The following is a 17,184-nucleotide window of genomic DNA, read 5'->3' as shown; positions in this document are numbered from 1 at the left end:
TTGTTTAAATATATAAAAAATCTACTTTAAAAGTAGATTTTATTAAAACCTAAATAATTTATCTTTTTGAGATAATTCTAAAACTACATTAGAATTTTTTCAAACTTTATCTGGAATTTTATCTTTTAAAATTGAAATAGTCAATTGAGCATTACTATTTAATAAATAGTTGCTAATACTAATTAATTGATTATCTGACATTAATTCTTTTTTGTCATTTAATAAAAAGTGTAAGCAATTAATGTTAAAATGATCAGCAAATTGTATATAAGCTAGATCATAACAAATAATTTCACCTTGTTTTTTACCAGAACTATGATTTAGTACTGATAAATTAAACTTATAATAAGGTTTACTTTTTTCATTTTCTATTGAATATGTTAAAAAATATCTTTCATTATATAAGGTATCTGATAGTCTTTGAAAATATTTATTAAAAGTATTAAGTCTTTCATCTAGTTTATTTTTAAATTCTTTTGAATACAAATCATTACTTAATAAACTAATTTTTTGTTTTAATTTGAAAATTATTTCTTCAGAATCATTGATTTGACTTAATTTAGTTTCATACTCACCTTTTTCATAATGTTTTTTATTCAGTTGAGTAATAATTTTATCTAATTCTTTAAAAGTATCATCTTTTGAAAGTCTAATACTTAGATCTTTTTCAACTTTTAATAATTCATTTAATTGATTTTGTAAACTTGACATTTGTTTAAAAATTTCAGGCAGTTCTTTGCTAGCAAAAGCGATTTTTTCATCTAACATTTTGTTGTGAAAATTAACTAGTTGATCAAAAGTTTTATGTAATTTTGGAATAAATAAATTAGTTTGGTTATAAATTAGTTCTAATTGTTTTGTATCAACTGAACTTCTATTTGAATTCATTCTATTTATAAAATCATTAATGTTATTTTTTCTTATTTCTAATAAACCAATTTTATTTGAAAGCATAGAAATATTATGTTTAATTTCATTAAAAGCATCTAGATTTATTTGAAAATCTTCATCAATATTTAATGTTTCTTTTTTCTTATTTAATTCATTAATCTCATTATCAATAAATTTTAAAGTATCAACATATATTTGTTTATCTGAATTAGATGATAAAAGCTTTTTTAAATGATCTTGTTCAAATTTTAATTGGTTTTGAAAATCTAATAATTCTTTAGAATTTGAAAAACTAAAGCCTAGTAAAAACAAGTGTAAAATTTCATATTGAGCATCTTTTGCAGTTGAATGAAGTGTTTTTAAAGTATTGTTAATACTTTGATCTTTATATCTTAAATTATGAGAAATAATTTCTCTAAATGAAGGTTTTTCTGATTGATGGTTTGGAAAAATTACATCTAATAATTCTTTTGCTAGTTCATTTTTACTAGCTAAATCCTTATCATTTACTCGAATTATTTTTTCTTTTTTTGTATTTAAAAAGTTTCTTTGTATAGTAACTTTATTTGAAAATGGATTATCTAGATTTTCTACTAATTCTAAAGTAATTAAAACTTTGCTATTAATTAAAAAATTTTTAACTATCTCATTTGTAGTTTGTGATTCTATACCTTTATAAATATCATCAGCATCACCTGCTAAACAAAAACTAATTAGTTTTAAAACTGTGCTTTTTCCAACGTTATTACCAGTTTGAGTAAGATCATTAATAGGAGTATTATCAACAATCAAATTTAATCCTTTTTTAAATTCTAGATCTCTTATAACTTGATTAGGTGTTGAAATTTTTAATCTTTTTATAAACATAAAAGAACTACTCCCTGGTTATTTATATCAATTTTATTAATTAAATATAATCAATCTAAAGATAATAAAAATAAGTTAAATGGCATATTTTCTATTTTTTTAATACTTGCATATAAATCAATCATATCTAAACTACTTTTTTTATATAAAGTTTTTAAAATTAGAGATGCATTATAATAAACACTTAATTTTGGCTGAATATTATCTGGTAACAACATATATTAATTAATCTCCACTTCTTTAAATATCTTACATCTCATAAAAGCATCTACTAGTATTATATCAATGTATAATAATAAGCTTTCAATTTCTAAAACTTTTAAATTACTACTATTTTTTGTAAGCGATTTGATTTTATTTTTACACTTATCATAAATTTTGTCAGGACTATATTTATTCAAACTAGCTAGATTATTATATATTTGTTTAATAGTTTGTAAAACTGCAAAACTCTTATTATTTGCTTGGATGTCGTATTGTTCATAGATATTAGAAACAATTGGACTAAAAAGATAATATTCTTCTATTATATATTTTGTTTCAATCAAATTATTAAAGTTTATTTTATCTTGTATTCTAAAGGGTTCAACTTTAGAGATATCAACCTTATTTTCATTTAAATTAATTTCAGATAAACTATTAATAATTTCAGCAAGTATTGAAACATTAATATTTTTTTGTTTTAAATTACTAACTATTTCTTTGTCTAAAAGATTTGATAATTGTTCTAACTTATCAACATCTAAAAATTGAACTTTATCAAAAAGAATATTAAAGTCAATTAAATCATTTTTTAAATCAAAATTTAAATTATAAGGATTTTTAATATTAGACCAATTATTATTAGTGCTTATAATAAGTGATAAAAACTTGAAATTGTAATCTAAATAATCTTTATAAATTTGTTTATTTAAAGAATCTTCTAATTTACTTTTTGTAAAAGTAGTTGAAACTTAAATTAAAATTTTATTTTTAGTATCAATTAAATAAAAACCTGAAATATTAGATTTGATTGTATTTGCATTTATTAAAGATCAACCATAAATAATGTTAAGTATATCTTTTAAAATATTTTCTGAAATTTTATTAGTATCAAAAAGTTTAGCAGTATTAAAAGCTCTTATTTCATCTTGTAATCTAGTTAATTGATTAATTATGTTATCAATGTAAGTTTTTCTTTGCATCTAACAACTCCTATTAAAAGTTAAGTTATTAGTCTAGTTTAAAACTAATACTTTCTTCTTAATTATTTTAATAAAATAAAAATTAAAAAATAGCCTTAAGATTAAAAATAGGCTATTTTTGAAATTATCAAAATATTTTCTTATACACAAACTTAATACATCAGTAAGATAGTAATTCTTTTTTAATTAAGCTTTATTAATTGAACCTAGAATTTCTAGTTTTTGTTTAATTACTTTTTTCATTTGATCAATTGCAAAACGACCAAATTTTCTAGCATCATAACTAGTTGGGTTTTCTTTAAATCATTGTTTTAAACTATTTGCATAAACTAGTTTTAAATCAGTTCCAATATTTATTTTACAAATACCAGAATTAATTACTTTTTTTAAATCAGTATCACTAAGTCCGCTTGATCCATGTAATACTAAAGGAGTATTTATTGAATCTCTAATTTCTTTAATACGATCAAAGTTTAAATTAGGTTCAGTTTTAAAAATTCCATGACTTGTTCCAACTGCTATAGCTAAAGCATCAATTTGAGTTAAATTAACAAATTTAATAGCTTTGTCAACACTAGTATATTTATTTTTATTTGAATCTGTATCATCTTCTTTACCACCGACATGACCAATTTCAGATTCAACTTCTACATTTTTTGATTTTGCATAGTTAACTATTTCTAAGGTCTTATTTACATTAGTATTAAAATCATCTAATGAAGCATCTAACATTACTGATGAAAACTCATTATCACAAGCTCATTTAATTAGATTAAGATCATAACCATGATCTCAATGTAAAACTATAGGAACTTTAGTATTACTAATAATTGCATTAGCACTAGCTATAACTATTTCTTTTCCTATATATTTAGCAGCAGATTCTGTTATCATTGCAATTATTGGCGAATTTGATTCTTCAGCAGCTTCAACTATTGCTTTTAACATTTCAAGATTATCAAAATTAAAAGCACCAATTGCATAATGATTTTGTCTAGCTTTTAATAATTGATCTTTTAAACTAGCTTTCATAAAAATCCTTTACTTAATAAAATAATTTTTTTGTTTTAATAAAGTGAAGATATAACAAAAAACGACAACTTATATCTATTAAAATTTTACAATAGATTTAAAATTATTTTAAACTTTTTTAAACTTTTTTAAAATAAATTGTAAAATAAGGTTAGGGAGCAAGATACGATGTTAAAAGATCAAAGAAGACAAAAAATTCTTGAAATAGTAAATGAAAAAGATTTTGTTACTAATAGACAATTAGCAAAATTATTGTCTTCTACTATTCAAACTATTATTAGTGATATTTCTGAACTAGATAAAGAAAAAAAACTTTACAAAGTTTATGGTGGAGCAAAATCTGCAAATTCACTAGCAAAGCGTTATGAGTTATTTGATGAAGAAAAACAACATATAAATATAGATATAAAAGATCTTATTGCACAAAAAGCTAGTGAATATGTTAGTAATGGTGATCTGATCTTTTTAGATACTGGAACAACAACAAAGCAAATGATCAAATACTTAATTAATAAAAAAATAATTGTTGTTACTAATGGATATTCAATAGCTTTAGAGTTAGTTGAACAAGACATAGAAGTAATTTTATTAGGTGGAACAATTAATCCATCTACACATGCAACAATCGGTGAACTTGCTCTGAAAAATTTAGATAATTTTTATTTTGATAAGGTTTTTATAGGAATGAATAATTTATCATCACAACATTTTTACACAACAAATATTAAAGAAGCATTAATAAAAGAAAAAGCTATTAAAAATTCTGATAAATCTTTTATATTAATGGATTCTTCTAAATTTGGTTCTAAAAATGTAATTAAAGTAGATGTTTTAAAAGAGACTATTTTAATAAGTGATAAAGATACAGATGAATATAAAGGACTAATTATAAATCTTGAATAAGGATCCATATGACAAAACAACAAAAACAACTAGCATTAATTGAAAAAATTTTTATTAATGTTGGTGGTAAACAAAATATTAAAGATGTTTATAATTGTGCAACAAGATTAAGACTAACACTTTATGATGACAGTTTAATTAAATTAGACAATTTAAAAGCTTTAAAAAGAACACAAGGTTGTTTAATTTCTAGTGGGGAATTACAAATTATTATAGGATCAGAAGTTAGTCAAATAACTAATCTTTTAAAAGAAGAACTACAAATTAATATAGATAAAAATTAATGGATTTGAAATTAAAAATTCATTAAATGTAAATAATAAAAAAGTAGGACTTACTAAAAGATTTGTTAAATCAATTTCAGCAATATTTGGTCCACTAATTCCTTTTTTAATTGGGTTTGGATTAATTATGGCTTTACAACAAATTTTAATTAGAATTGGTTGAGTAGATTTAATTAAATCAGACTCAGTGTTTCAAAAAAACTATAATATTTTTGATTTAGTTATAAATACAATAGCTAACTCAGGATTTAAATTAATAGGAGTAATGGTAATTTGATCAACAACTAGATATTTAAAAGGAAATATTGCAATTGCTATTGCTTTAGGTTTAATTATGATTTCACCAATTATTCCAGAACAAGGATTACATTTGTTAAATATTGGTTCTTGAGAAATTGTTATAAAACCATTTTATTCAACAATTTTAGTATTTATTTTTACTGGAGTAATTATTTCTTATTTTCAAAAATTAATGAATAAATATTTTCATTCAGTTGCTAATTTTATTTTAAACCCACTTTTATCATTACTAATAGGCGGATTACTAGCATTTTTTGTTATTGGTCCAATAATGTCAATAATCGAATCATATGTCTTAAAAGCATTTAATTGATTTGTAACTTTACCTTATGGAATTAGTGGTTTAATTATTGGATTAACTTGACAACCACTAGTTGTTTTAGAAGTTCATAATGTTCTATTTTTTACAGCTGTTGCTAATCTAACAATTACTAATAACCCATCAATATTTTTAGCGGCTGCTTTTGCTGCAGCTTGAGCTCAAATGGGTGCAACTATTGCAGTTGGTATTAAATCTAAAAAAAATGTAGATAAATCAGCAGCTATTGCTGCAGCTTTACCTGGAATAATTTCAGGACCAACTGAATCTTGTATTTATGCAATTAATTTACCAAGATTTAAACCATTTATTTTAGGAACTATTGCTGGAGGAATTGGTGGTTGATTAATTTCTATATTTAATGTTGGATTAAATAATCTAGCTGGTTTAGGTGGAGTTGCAGGATTTTTAGCTTATACTGATAAACTTGTTTTAGCAATTATAATTGATCTAGTATCATTTGTTTTAGGTATTTTAATTACTTATTTATTTTGAAATGAACAACAAGCTGAAGAAATATTATTTAAAGATATTACTAAAGAATTAAAAATTAAAACTGGACACTATAGTTCTAAATTACAAACTCTTTTAATAAAACTAAAAATTAAAAAAGAACAAACTAGTGAAAAACAAACTGAGATTATAAAAACATATAAAGATATAGATTTGCTATATAAAGATATTAAAAAACTTTCAAAACAAACTGTTAAATACGAAAAACTAGTTGAGAAATTAAAGCAATTAGAAACTAAAAATTATAAGATTAAAAATAATATTTTAACTAAAAGGCTTAAAGAACAAAAACTTAAATTACAAAATCAAATTAAAACACAAAAAGATATAGTTATTAAAGATTCACAAACTAACTATACAAAAATCAACAATTATATTAACCAATTAGAAACACTAACTAATAAAAATCTAAAAGATTTTAAAACTAAATATTATAGTGCAATTAATAAAATAGCTCTTGATTACAAACTGATTAATTAGAAAGAAATAAAAATGCATAATAAAATTTATATTGTTTCATTAAGTCCATCAATTGACTATATTTTAAAATTTGATAATTTTTTAAAAAATAAAACTAACAATCATTTTAATTTAAATGATATTTCTTGTGTTTACTTTTAGGGTAGCAGTCCCCAATATTTAATTGTATATAATCATTATGTTTTTTATAACCTAATTGTATTATTTCATTAGGGTTAGTAGATGAATATTTAGTTTTTACTTCATTTTCTAAAACATTTTTTAGAACAAACGGAATTTCTATGTCAAAATATTTAAGTTTTAAATTATTTTTATTATTACCAAGAGTTAAAGTCTTATTAGCTAGCTTTTTATTCAAAAGTTCTAATTTATCCAACTCTTTAATACCCTCGTTTTTAGCATAAACTTTAATTTGATCAACAACATCTTGGAAAGTATGAAAACTACCAAAAGCTTCACTTTGTTGATCTAAAATATTTTTAATTTTATTAATTGTTTGTTTATCTGGACTAAGAGTTTGGGTTGGTTTTTCAGTTTTTGGACTAAGAGTTTGGGTTGGTTTTTCAGTTTTTTTTGTCGTTTCTTTTGTTTGCGATGTACAACTTATTACTAATAAACTTGTAGTTGGAATTAAAGTAACCACACTTAAAAACTTTAAGATATTTTTCATATACTTTCCTTTCTTTTCTTTTTGAGTTTACAAAAAAAAAAAAAAAAAAGTAAATAAACTGGGATAAAATTATTTTTTTTATTATGTGAATTCAATTGTTCTGATTTCATTTCACACATTACACTTAATAAAAGATTTTGTTTTTTTTCTTCAGCATAAACTTTAAAAATAAAATCACCTTTAGTTCCTTTTAGATCATCTTCATTTTTAATAACAATATTATCTTTTATTAAAGTTGATGTTTTAAAAGCAAACATTGATGCCTCGTTAAACTGATTTAAGCAATAGTTTTCTAATTCTTCACCAACTAATTTAATATTTTTAGTTAGTTTTTCTCTTTTAATAAATTCTAAATCTTGTTCTAGTTTATTAATTTTATTATTTGTAGTTATTAATTCAGTAAGTTCACTTTTATGTTTTCAGTCTTTATTTTCTAACTCGTATGTATTTTTAGTTAAATCATTTTTTTAATTGATTAATTTGTTGTTCAAATTGTTCTTTTTGTTTGTTTAATAAAATATTATATTGGATTATATTGGTTTTCTAATTGTAATTTAATTAATTTTTCTTGTTGATTTAATTTCTCATTTAATAATTTAATATTTGATTCTAATTCTAATTTTTGACTAATTAATTGTTCAAATTCTTTTTTATTGTTTTCTAATTTTTCAATAAGTGTCGTTTTATTAGTAGCTTTTAAATCTGAAATTTCAATAGTTGATTCAAACTTTTTATTATATTCATTAATTAAATCTTTTTCAAACTTTTGTTGTTCATTAGTTTTTAATAACTCTCAATTTTGTTTTTCTTGTTTTATTTTTTCTAAATAAACTTGATCTTTTTTATGATTAAACTTCCTTTAATAGCATCTTCTAATAATTGGATTTGATATTTATTAATAATTCTAAATTTTACACTAGACATAATACCTCCAAATGTTTATTATTATTTTACTAATTATAACTAGCTCTTTTTTATTGTTATACAATAAGATAAAATTCTATAGATTTACTAAAAAATTTAATTACTATTTAATTACTAATTTAAAAATATAAATTATTTATTTTTTTAATCTAATAGTAATATCATCAAATTTATAAATTTATATAACTATTTTTTAAGCATTTTATAAAAAATAATGTTGTACAATATTAGTAAGTAACTACTATAAAATTAATTAGCTGACAATAATATTTAATAATTAAAACAAGATTGTTTCATTTTGTTTTGTTTTAATATTTTTTATTTAGAAAGGAAAAAATGTCAAACAAAAATAATAAAAAAAATCTAGAAATAAATGACACAGAAAATGAAAATCAAATTAATAGTTATGATGATGGTGACCAATTAAATATTAGTATTGATGAAAAAGAATTTAAACCATATGTATTTAAGCAAAAAGAAGTTAAAAGACAATATCAAAAAACAAATATACCTACTAAAATTTTTGCTTTAGGTGGATTAGAAGAAGTTGGAAAAAATACTTATTGTATTGAATATGATAATGAATTGATTATGATTGATGCAGGAGTAAAATTTCCTGAATCAACTATGCTAGGAGTAAGTGCTGTTATTCCAGATTATTCTTATTTAGTTGAAAATCAAAAAAAGATTAAAGCATTATTTATTACTCATGGTCATGAAGATCATATTGGTGGAATTCAATACTTAGTTCAACAAGTAAAGATTCCTATAATTTATGCTCCAAAATTAGCTGCTATGTTAATTAGAGATAGATTAAAAGAATATAAAATTGAAGACAAAACTATTGTTAAAGAATATGATGCTGATGATGTATGAAAAACTAAAAACTTTAAAGTTAGTTATGCTGCATTAAACCACTCTATTCCTGATGCATTTGGAATTTTAGTCCAAACTCCTAATGGTAATATTTTTTCAACAGGAGATTATAAATTTGACTGATCACCACTAGGACATTTTGCTGAACTTACTAAATTAGCTTCAATGGGTGAAAATGGGGTTGAATTATTAATGGCAGATTCAACTAATAGTGAAGTTGAAGGATATACACAAGGTGAAAAAAGTATTATTTCAAATATTGATAAATTGTTTTTACAAGTTAAAGGAAGAATCTTTTTAACAACTTTTGCTTCAAATGTTCATAGAATTCAACACATTATAGAAACAGCTCACAAATATAATAGAAAAATTGTTATTTTAGGTAGATCATTTGAAAGAATTATTAAAATCATTCGTCAAATTGGTCATTTAAAAATTAGTGAAAAAGAATTTATTAAATCAACTGATATTGATAAATATAAACCAGAAGAATTAATGATTTTAACAACAGGTAGTCAAGGTGAACCAATGGCTGCTTTATCTAGAATTGCTAATAATAAACATTTATCAATAAATATTATTCCTGGTGATACAGTTGTATTTTCATCCTCACCAATTCCAGGAAATAGAGCTGATGTTGAAAAGTTAGTTAATAAGTTAACTAGAGTTGGAGCTAAAGTTATTGAAAATACTTCAGATAATAAAATACATACTTCAGGTCACGCTAGTCAAGAAGAACAAAAATTATTATTTAGTTTAATCAGACCAAAATATTTTATGCCAATGCATGGTGAATACCGTATGTTAAAAAAACATGTTGAAACTGGTGAAAGTGTTAATTTAGAAAAAGGTAATGGTTTTATAATGGCTAATGGTGATGTATTAGAACTATTACAAGGTAAAGCTAAAATTGGAAAACGTGTTGAAGCTGATGCAGTTTATGTTGATGGAAAAGATATGACTGGAAAAGCAAGTAATGTTATTAGAGAAAGAGAAATTCTTTCAAAAGATGGATTAATTGCTGTTGTAATTTCATTAGATTCACAAACTAATAGATTAATAGCTCAACCTAGAATTATTTCTCGTGGTAGTTTTTATGTAAAAGATGCTGGTTCAATAATTAGTGATTCAATTCAAATTATTACTAATGCAGTTAATGAAGTATTAATGTCATCAAAACCAACTTTTGCAGCTATTAAAAAGGCTATTAAGTCTTCTTTAAGTCCATACATTTTTAGAGTAAAAAAAAGAAATCCATTAATTATTCCAGTGATTTTAAATAAAAAAACTTAATAGATAAATCAAGATTATATATTTGTTATAGTTAATCAATTAATATATAATATCTTTTGTATTAAAGGAGCAAAAAAGTGAAAAATAATAATTCAAGTTTTTTTAGTTCACCAAGAACTCAAATAAAATTTTTTCAATGAGTTGGAACAATTTTTGCTGTAATTGGAATGCTTATATCTCTTTATTTTTTAAGTAAAATTGATGTTAAAGCATTAGATCAATCTAAACAAGTATTACTTGCATTAGGTTATGCAATTATGGGATATATGTTTTGAAAAACTATTATTTCAGCAGTAATTATTTTAAGATTTGTTAAAAAAAGTACTGATGAAGAATTAGTTGCAAATAGATATATCTTAGCTAGTTTAAGTTTAAATTTAGGAGGATTTTTAACCCCTTGAGTTTTAACAAGTTTACCAAATGTAACCACTCAATCAACTATTAAACCTAAATGATTTTTATCAAGATCATTTGCAATTATTACAACAATTGGTTCAGCTATATTTTTAGGTGTTTTATTTTGACAATTAAAAACAATTAATCCTAATACAAATTGATTTGACCAATCTAAAGAATGATATTGAATTTTAGTAGGATTTATTATTGGTAATGGTATTTTATTAGTAGTTGGACTATTAGCATTTATTCTATTTTTTAATAAAAATTCAAAAGAACGTTTTGAAGGTAATACATTTACTAGCTTTTTAATGAAAACTATTGCTGTATTTTATTTAGTGATTGTAACTATTGAATTAATAGTATTAATGATTTATTCAATATTAAGATTAATTGGAAATATTATAAATACAGCTGCTAGAGTATTACAAGCTGATAATGCATTAATTGGTGTTTTATACTTTTTATTTGGATTATTAACAATGTTTTTCCAAATCTATTATGTAATCTTTTTAACAATGATGATTAGTCAAACAATCAAGGGGATTTGAAGAAAAGATGGTGTAATTACTATTAAAGTATATGACAAGCTTAAAGAAAAAGAAGATAAATATCAATTAAAACACAATAGATAATGATTAACTTTTAATATAAGTTTTTATCTAACCCCATATTCTAGACTAAAAATCTAGAGTATGGGGTTTTTATATGACTAAAATAAGTTTAAAGATTAAATTACAAATTATTAAAAAAGGGAAAAACTTAATAAAAAGAAACATATACGTATATATCGAATATAAGCTTTGTATTTTAACTACACATATTTAATAGATCATAAAAAATTTAATAGATAAAAAAATAGTTAAGAAAGAATTTCTAATACTTTTAAAAAAGATTTGAAATTTATAGACGCAAAAAAATCTCTAAAATTAAAAGGTTTTATTGTTAACTATGAAAAAATTTCTTTCTCAATATTAGTAAAAAAATAGTTGCATACATAACCAAATTTAAAAATTAATAGCAATAAAAACCTGTAGTTTTTATAGTAGAAAATTGTTTTATTTTTTATTAAAACTAGTTCTGGTTTAAATTTAATAAATTCAATGTTATCAAAAGAACTTAAAAAAATTAAGAATAACAAAGGATTGAAAATTCATTCAGTTTATCAAAAAAAATTATTATTAAAAACATATAATTCAAGAACAAAAAAATTAGAAAGATTATTTTTGTTAAATTCAAAAAAACACCTATTATAATATATAAATTTTTAATTAACGTTTATGGTATTAGGTAATTATTGATAAATATTTTTTATAATGTTTATAATATTATTCAATTTTGCTTACATATTTTTTAAGTTAATAACAAGAACTACAAATACCCTATGGTTAATAATAGTATTTTAAATAGGAACTGTAAATATTAATATTTTGGTTATATTATATTTATATAGAGATTTAATAAAATATTATTTTCATATCAAAAATTTATGCTTAAATTTATAAACAATTATAAAAAAATATTTCACTTAATATTGCAATATTAATAACTAGAAATGATCTTTATAATGATTTATTTTTTATTTGCTATGTGTTATAAGTAAATAAAATATTTAACTATCATCTTTGCATTGTATATTTTTGATAAATTAACTCTTGTTTTATATTAATAAATTTATAAAAATTAATAATCCAACCAACCGTGTATGTATGCTTGACATTATCGTGGGTTATTATACAAAATGGTACTATAAGTTATAATTATATTATCAAAGAAATTAGAGAATAATAGATCTATTCTAACAAGCCTAATTTATCTTTGAGTTCATGGGAAAACCTTGAACAATCACTTTTAACCCTCAATACGATTCCTGAGATCTCGTCAACTAACTCACTAGGTAATCCATTGGGGTATTTTTTTATGTATAAGAGTGTTTTGTCTAATCCACTATGAATTCTTCTTGTTTGGTTTATCATTGTTAGTATTTTTAAATCTTCTTTTCTACTTTCATCTAATTGTTTTCTTCTAACAAAATCAACTTCAACTCAATCAGTTGAACCAATTTCTAATGGCTTTGCAATATAGCGTTTAGTATCTGTTCTAAAGTAAAGTTGTTCATCTGAACCAATTACAAGTTGAATATTTTCTTTTTTATAAAATCTAAAACGTTTACCAAATTCATCGTATGGAGCATAAATTTTAGTTTTATACTCTGCTACACCATTTGCAAATTTTCTAGGTATAGGTAGGTCAAAGAATTTTTCAACTTCATTTTCACCTAGTTGTCTAAATGCATTATCTCTTTTTCTTTTTTTACATTTACTATTAACAAAATCTATTAATTTGTGTTTTATTTGATTTGCTTGTTCAATTGTTTTTATATCATTTTGTTTAAAGAAGAAAGGTGCATTTTTTTGGACTGTATCTCACATTCTTTCAACATGTGGTTTTGCATTAGCATTAGATGAAGAAATCACCTCTATACCCCTATTTTCAAGCTCTAAACGCGTTCTAGCGTTATTTCTTTCATCTTTTTTAAAATTAGCTCTATTATCAGTAATAATTCTTTGAGGATAGCCATAAGTTCTAAATATTGTTTCAAAAATTTTTTGATAAGAATTTAAAGATTCTTCGTATTCTTCAAAACACATATCAAGTATTTGATTAGTTCCAACATCAACAGCCATAACACATGTTGCTATTGTGTTATTTTGAAAATAATAATGAGTACATCCATCTACTTCTATTACCTGTCCAAATTTATAATTGTTTGCTACTGCTAGTCTGTGTTTTTCTACGTTTTTAGGCACATAAAAAACTAGCTCATTGCTATACCTAATTAATTTTCCTTCTTCTTGTTGTCTTCTTATTTTTTTAACTTCTTTTTTGGTTTTACGTTTGCAATAAGGGCTTGCATAACCTTGTTGTATTAGTCTCCTATTTAAAGTTGAATAAGAAATTTTATTTTTAGTGTTAGTTGACATAAGAGTGCTGTGATAGTTTTCTAAAGTTAAATAAGAACAACTAGCATTATTTACATCTCCACCAGTTATTTTTACTTGTTCTTGGTATTTTTCACCTAAATTATGTATTATCTCATCACTATATTTTTGAGCATTTTTATTATTAGTGTTTTTATGTGAAAGAATTAGCTCTGCTTCCTTGTTCTTTCATTTAATATATTCACTTTTATATTTTTTTACAGTAGAAAGTGATTTTTGAAACTGTATAGCGATTGATAACAACTTTCTGTTAGGCTCTTTTTCAAAAGTATCTATTATAAGTTTCTTTTTTTCATTAAACTTTTTATTTTCTTGGATAACAAACATTAGACCTCCTGTTCAATTATAAGACCACAGATCTGTGGTCTTATAATTGGTCTGGTACCATTTTGTTTAATAATCCAACCAACCGTGTATGTATGCTTGACATTATATATATATATATATATATATAATGAATTTCAGCTATATAGAATACATAATATGTAGCTAAAATAACCGGTTTTTGAAAGGATAATTAATGAAAAAATTATTAACTTTACTAGGTTCAGTAGGTTTAATTGCATCAACTAGTGCTGCTGTAGTTGCATGTGGTGATAGATCAAATACTGAAATAAATAATAATGGAACTTCTGAAAAACCATCAGAAATGACAAAAGAAGATAAAAAAGAGGAAGAGTCTAAAGCTGATGGAACAACTCCAGGTAAAGCTGATGGAACAACTCCAGGTAAAGCTGATGGAACAACTCCAGGTAAAGCTGATGGAACAACTCCAGGTAAAGCTGATGGAACAACTCCAGGTAAAGCTGATGGAACAACTCCAGGTAAAGCTGATGGAACAACTCCAGGTAAAGCTGATGGAACAACTCCAGGTAAAGCTGATGGAACAACTCCAGGTAAAGCTGATGGAACAACTCCAGGTAAAGCTGATGGAACAACTCCAGGTAAAGCTGATGGAACAACTCCAGGTAAAGCTGATGGAACAACTCCAGGTAAAGCTGATGGAACAACTCCAGGTAAAGCTGATGGAACAACTCCAGGTAAAGCTGATGGAACAACTCCAGGTAAAGCTGATGGAACAACTCCAGGTAAAGCTGATGGAACAACTCCAGGTAAAGCTGATGGAACAACTCCAGGTAAAGCTGATGGAACAACTCCAGGTAAAGCTGATGGAACAACTCCAGGTAAAGCTGATGGAACAACTCCAGGTAAAGCTGATGGAACAACTCCAGGTAAAGCTGATGGAACAACTCCAGGTAAAGCTGATGGAACAACTCCAGGTAAAGCTGATGGAACAACTCCAGGTAAAGCTGATGGAACAACTCCAGGTAAAGCTGATGGAACAACTCCAGGTAAAGCTGATGGAACAACTCCAGGTAAAGCTGATGGAACAACTCCAGGTAAAGCTGATGGAACAACTCCAGGTAAAGCTGATGGAACAACTCCAGGTAAAGCTGATGGAACAACTCCAGGTAAAGCTGATGGAACAACTCCAGGTAAAGCTGATGGAACAACTCCAGGTAAAGCTGATGGAACAACTCCAGGTAAAGCTGATGGAACAACTCCAGGTAAAGCAGTGAAATAATAGAGAATAATAGATCTATTCTAACAAGCCTAATTTATCTTTGAGTTCATGGGAAAACCTTGAACAATCACTTTTAACCCTCAATACGATTCCTGAGATCTCGTCAACTAACTCACTAGGTAATCCATTGGGGTATTTTTTTATGTATAAGAGTGTTTTGTCTAATCCACTAAGAAATTTATCATTTTTGCCACTATAGGTTTAAAATATCAATAATATTGTCAGTATATTTCTTTTCACTTGTATAGTGTCATTTTTTAGTTGTACCATCTAAATACTTATTAGCTGAACTTAATCTTTCCATTATTTGATTAAATGAGAACCTCTCTGTTAATCCTTTTTCTTCAAATTCTTTTTTCATTCTTGAAGTGATTATAGAACTTATTAAGTTTATAAATTCAGTAGCAATTACACTTGTGTTTTGCTGTACTCTTACAAAATCCAGTTCAACAATGTTTTTATAGAAGTTGAAAAATTCTTCAATTTCTCATCTTGTTTTGTAAAGATCATATATTTGTTTTAAAGATAAATCTTCGTTGGAAATAAAAGTAATTGTTCCAAAAAGATTTTCTTTTTCTTGTAAAAGTTCGTTATTAAAACTTTGTTCACGATTAACTTTATCTAAATAAGCTCTTCTTTCTTGGCTGTAGTCATTTGTGCTTTTAAATGAATATAAAAATTCGCCTTGATCTAGTTTTGCTTTTTTACATAAAATAATATCTTCATCAGAATTGAAAGTCATTTCATATTTAGATAACTCTAAAGCTTTGATTCTTTTATCGTTTCTTTTAATAGGGAAAAGATTTTTAACATTTTTCTTTTGAGTATTTAATTTATCTAAACTTTCTTTAGAAAGAATTCCTTTATCTCCCATGATTAAGCAATTATTTAGTGAAAATTCATCAATAAATCTATTGAACGCCATTGTATCTAGTGTGTTTCCTTGAAAAACCTTACTTGCAATGGGTTCTTTTTTGTTTAGGTCAAAAGCATATAGAACAGAAATGTTTTGCACTCCTTTAGTTCTAGCTTTTCACGATCATTTTGTAAAATCAGAACTTTTAGAACTACATTTTTTTAACATACCATCAATTACAATAGTAGATCCAGGAGAAACAGTATCGATTCTATTTTGAATGAATTGTTTGATGCATCTGTAGTTATATCCTAACTTTTCTAAAAACCTTGAAATGTTACTAGATGAAAGTCCTATACCTGGAAATTGTTCAGAGAAAAATGAACATTGATATTTTCTATTAATTTCTCGATTAGTGATATTTCCATAAGCTGCTCTAATAATTGCTATTGCATAAATTATTTTTGCATCTGAAGGATTATAAACTTTGCAAAGATCTTCAAATACATCTTTTGATAATTTATAAGCAATTTCAGTTCTTCCGAATTGTTTTATGTCACACAAAGCAAAGTTAAGTCTACTTGTTTTAGTTTCTACATATTCAAAGTTTATTATTTCACCGATTTTACCCAGTTCTACAGGAACAGATTTTCCATTTTTTCAAACACTTGTTCTTTTAATAACATCATATCTATTTCCGTTTTTCTTTACTCTTGTATTTTTTGGTCTTTCGACAGCTAATATCTCTTTTGGTATAGGCATTTTCCTTCTCTTTATGTAGTGCTTTAGTCACTATAATTGTATTATAT

The 17,184-nt window shown here is 24.2% G+C and carries 15 protein-coding genes; 6 read left to right on the top strand and 9 right to left on the bottom strand.

Going from position 1 to position 17,184, the window contains the following annotated elements; all coding sequences use genetic code 4:
• Nucleotides 1-42: 42 nt before the first annotated feature.
• The 5 genes from V2P32_RS03950 to V2P32_RS03930 all read right to left on the bottom strand — a co-directional run bounded on the left by V2P32_RS03950 (nucleotide 43) and on the right by V2P32_RS03930 (nucleotide 3,974).
• A complete protein-coding gene (locus tag V2P32_RS03950) occupies nucleotides 43-1,758 on the bottom strand; it encodes a DUF2326 domain-containing protein (protein WP_434343403.1) in 1,716 nt (571 codons plus the stop codon).
• A complete protein-coding gene (locus V2P32_RS03945; RefSeq protein WP_434343402.1) occupies nucleotides 1,749-1,976 on the bottom strand; it encodes an ABC-three component system middle component 6 in 228 nt (75 codons plus the stop codon). The genes V2P32_RS03950 and V2P32_RS03945 overlap by 10 nt, the downstream gene beginning before the upstream one ends.
• Before the next feature lie 3 nt (nucleotides 1,977-1,979).
• The gene (locus V2P32_RS03940; protein ID WP_434343995.1) at nucleotides 1,980-2,357 is read right to left on the bottom strand and encodes an ABC-three component system protein; all 378 of its coding nucleotides are present in this window, start codon (nucleotides 2,355-2,357) and stop codon (nucleotides 1,980-1,982) included.
• Between the two features lie 354 nt (nucleotides 2,358-2,711).
• On the bottom strand, nucleotides 2,712-2,942 hold the full coding sequence (locus tag V2P32_RS03935) for an SMEK domain-containing protein (protein WP_434343401.1): 231 nt from the start codon (nucleotides 2,940-2,942) through the stop codon (nucleotides 2,712-2,714).
• Nucleotides 2,943-3,128: 186 nt separating this feature from the next.
• Nucleotides 3,129-3,974, bottom strand: a complete 846-nt coding sequence (locus tag V2P32_RS03930) for a class II fructose-bisphosphate aldolase (RefSeq protein ID WP_434343400.1) — start codon at nucleotides 3,972-3,974, stop codon at nucleotides 3,129-3,131.
• A gap of 168 nt (nucleotides 3,975-4,142) precedes the next feature.
• Between V2P32_RS03930 and V2P32_RS03925 the strand changes: the two genes are divergently transcribed.
• From V2P32_RS03925 to V2P32_RS03915, 3 genes are all read left to right on the top strand, one after another.
• On the top strand, nucleotides 4,143-4,877 hold the full coding sequence (locus V2P32_RS03925) for a DeoR/GlpR family DNA-binding transcription regulator (RefSeq protein WP_434343399.1): 735 nt from the start codon (nucleotides 4,143-4,145) through the stop codon (nucleotides 4,875-4,877).
• A gap of 8 nt (nucleotides 4,878-4,885) precedes the next feature.
• Complete coding sequence (locus tag V2P32_RS03920) at nucleotides 4,886-5,161, top strand: PTS transporter subunit EIIB (protein ID WP_434343398.1); 276 nt, start codon at nucleotides 4,886-4,888, stop codon at nucleotides 5,159-5,161.
• Between the two features lie 127 nt (nucleotides 5,162-5,288).
• Complete coding sequence (locus V2P32_RS03915; RefSeq protein WP_434343397.1) at nucleotides 5,289-6,773, top strand: PTS transporter subunit EIIC; 1,485 nt, start codon at nucleotides 5,289-5,291, stop codon at nucleotides 6,771-6,773.
• Nucleotides 6,774-6,879: 106 nt separating this feature from the next.
• Here V2P32_RS03915 and V2P32_RS03910 read toward each other — a convergent pair whose 3' ends face one another.
• Together V2P32_RS03910 and V2P32_RS03905 are read right to left on the bottom strand one after the other, a co-directional pair.
• Complete coding sequence (locus V2P32_RS03910) at nucleotides 6,880-7,443, bottom strand: hypothetical protein (protein ID WP_434343396.1); 564 nt, start codon at nucleotides 7,441-7,443, stop codon at nucleotides 6,880-6,882.
• Nucleotides 7,428-7,787, bottom strand: coding sequence for a DUF2130 domain-containing protein (locus V2P32_RS03905; protein ID WP_434343993.1), 360 nt, complete (start codon nucleotides 7,785-7,787; stop codon nucleotides 7,428-7,430). Before V2P32_RS03905 ends, V2P32_RS03910 begins: the two co-directional genes overlap by 16 nt.
• A 916-nt stretch (nucleotides 7,788-8,703) precedes the next feature.
• On the opposite strand from V2P32_RS03905, the gene V2P32_RS03900 reads away from it, so the two are divergent.
• The gene (locus tag V2P32_RS03900) at nucleotides 8,704-10,536 is read left to right on the top strand and encodes a ribonuclease J (RefSeq protein WP_014584480.1); all 1,833 of its coding nucleotides are present in this window, start codon (nucleotides 8,704-8,706) and stop codon (nucleotides 10,534-10,536) included.
• A gap of 77 nt (nucleotides 10,537-10,613) precedes the next feature.
• Nucleotides 10,614-11,567 carry a hypothetical protein gene (locus V2P32_RS03895; RefSeq protein WP_434343395.1) on the top strand — a complete coding sequence of 318 codons (954 nt, stop codon included), beginning with the start codon at nucleotides 10,614-10,616 and terminating at the stop codon, nucleotides 11,565-11,567.
• 1,158 nt (nucleotides 11,568-12,725) lie between these two features.
• On the opposite strand, the gene V2P32_RS03890 is transcribed toward V2P32_RS03895, so the two are convergent.
• Nucleotides 12,726-14,261: a hypothetical protein gene (locus V2P32_RS03890; RefSeq protein WP_434343361.1), complete on the bottom strand. Its 1,536-nt coding sequence runs from the start codon at nucleotides 14,259-14,261 to the stop codon at nucleotides 12,726-12,728.
• Nucleotides 14,262-14,454: 193 nt separating this feature from the next.
• Between V2P32_RS03890 and V2P32_RS03885 the strand changes: the two genes are divergently transcribed.
• A complete protein-coding gene (locus V2P32_RS03885) occupies nucleotides 14,455-15,519 on the top strand; it encodes a lipoprotein (RefSeq protein WP_434343394.1) in 1,065 nt (354 codons plus the stop codon).
• A 193-nt stretch (nucleotides 15,520-15,712) separates the two neighbouring features.
• Here V2P32_RS03885 and V2P32_RS03880 read toward each other — a convergent pair whose 3' ends face one another.
• Nucleotides 15,713-17,137 carry a transposase gene (locus V2P32_RS03880; RefSeq protein WP_434343382.1) on the bottom strand — a complete coding sequence of 475 codons (1,425 nt, stop codon included), beginning with the start codon at nucleotides 17,135-17,137 and terminating at the stop codon, nucleotides 15,713-15,715.
• Nucleotides 17,138-17,184 lie beyond the last annotated feature (47 nt).

The sequence above is a fragment of the Mycoplasma sp. 06067-C1-B144P-99-0482-3 genome, from assembly GCF_051053925.1.
In the GTDB taxonomy this organism is placed as follows: domain Bacteria; phylum Bacillota_I; class Bacilli_A; order Mycoplasmatales; family Mycoplasmataceae; genus Mycoplasma; species Mycoplasma leachii.
Note: the sequence above shows the minus strand (reverse complement) of the source record. Positions and strands in the feature narration are given on the sequence as shown.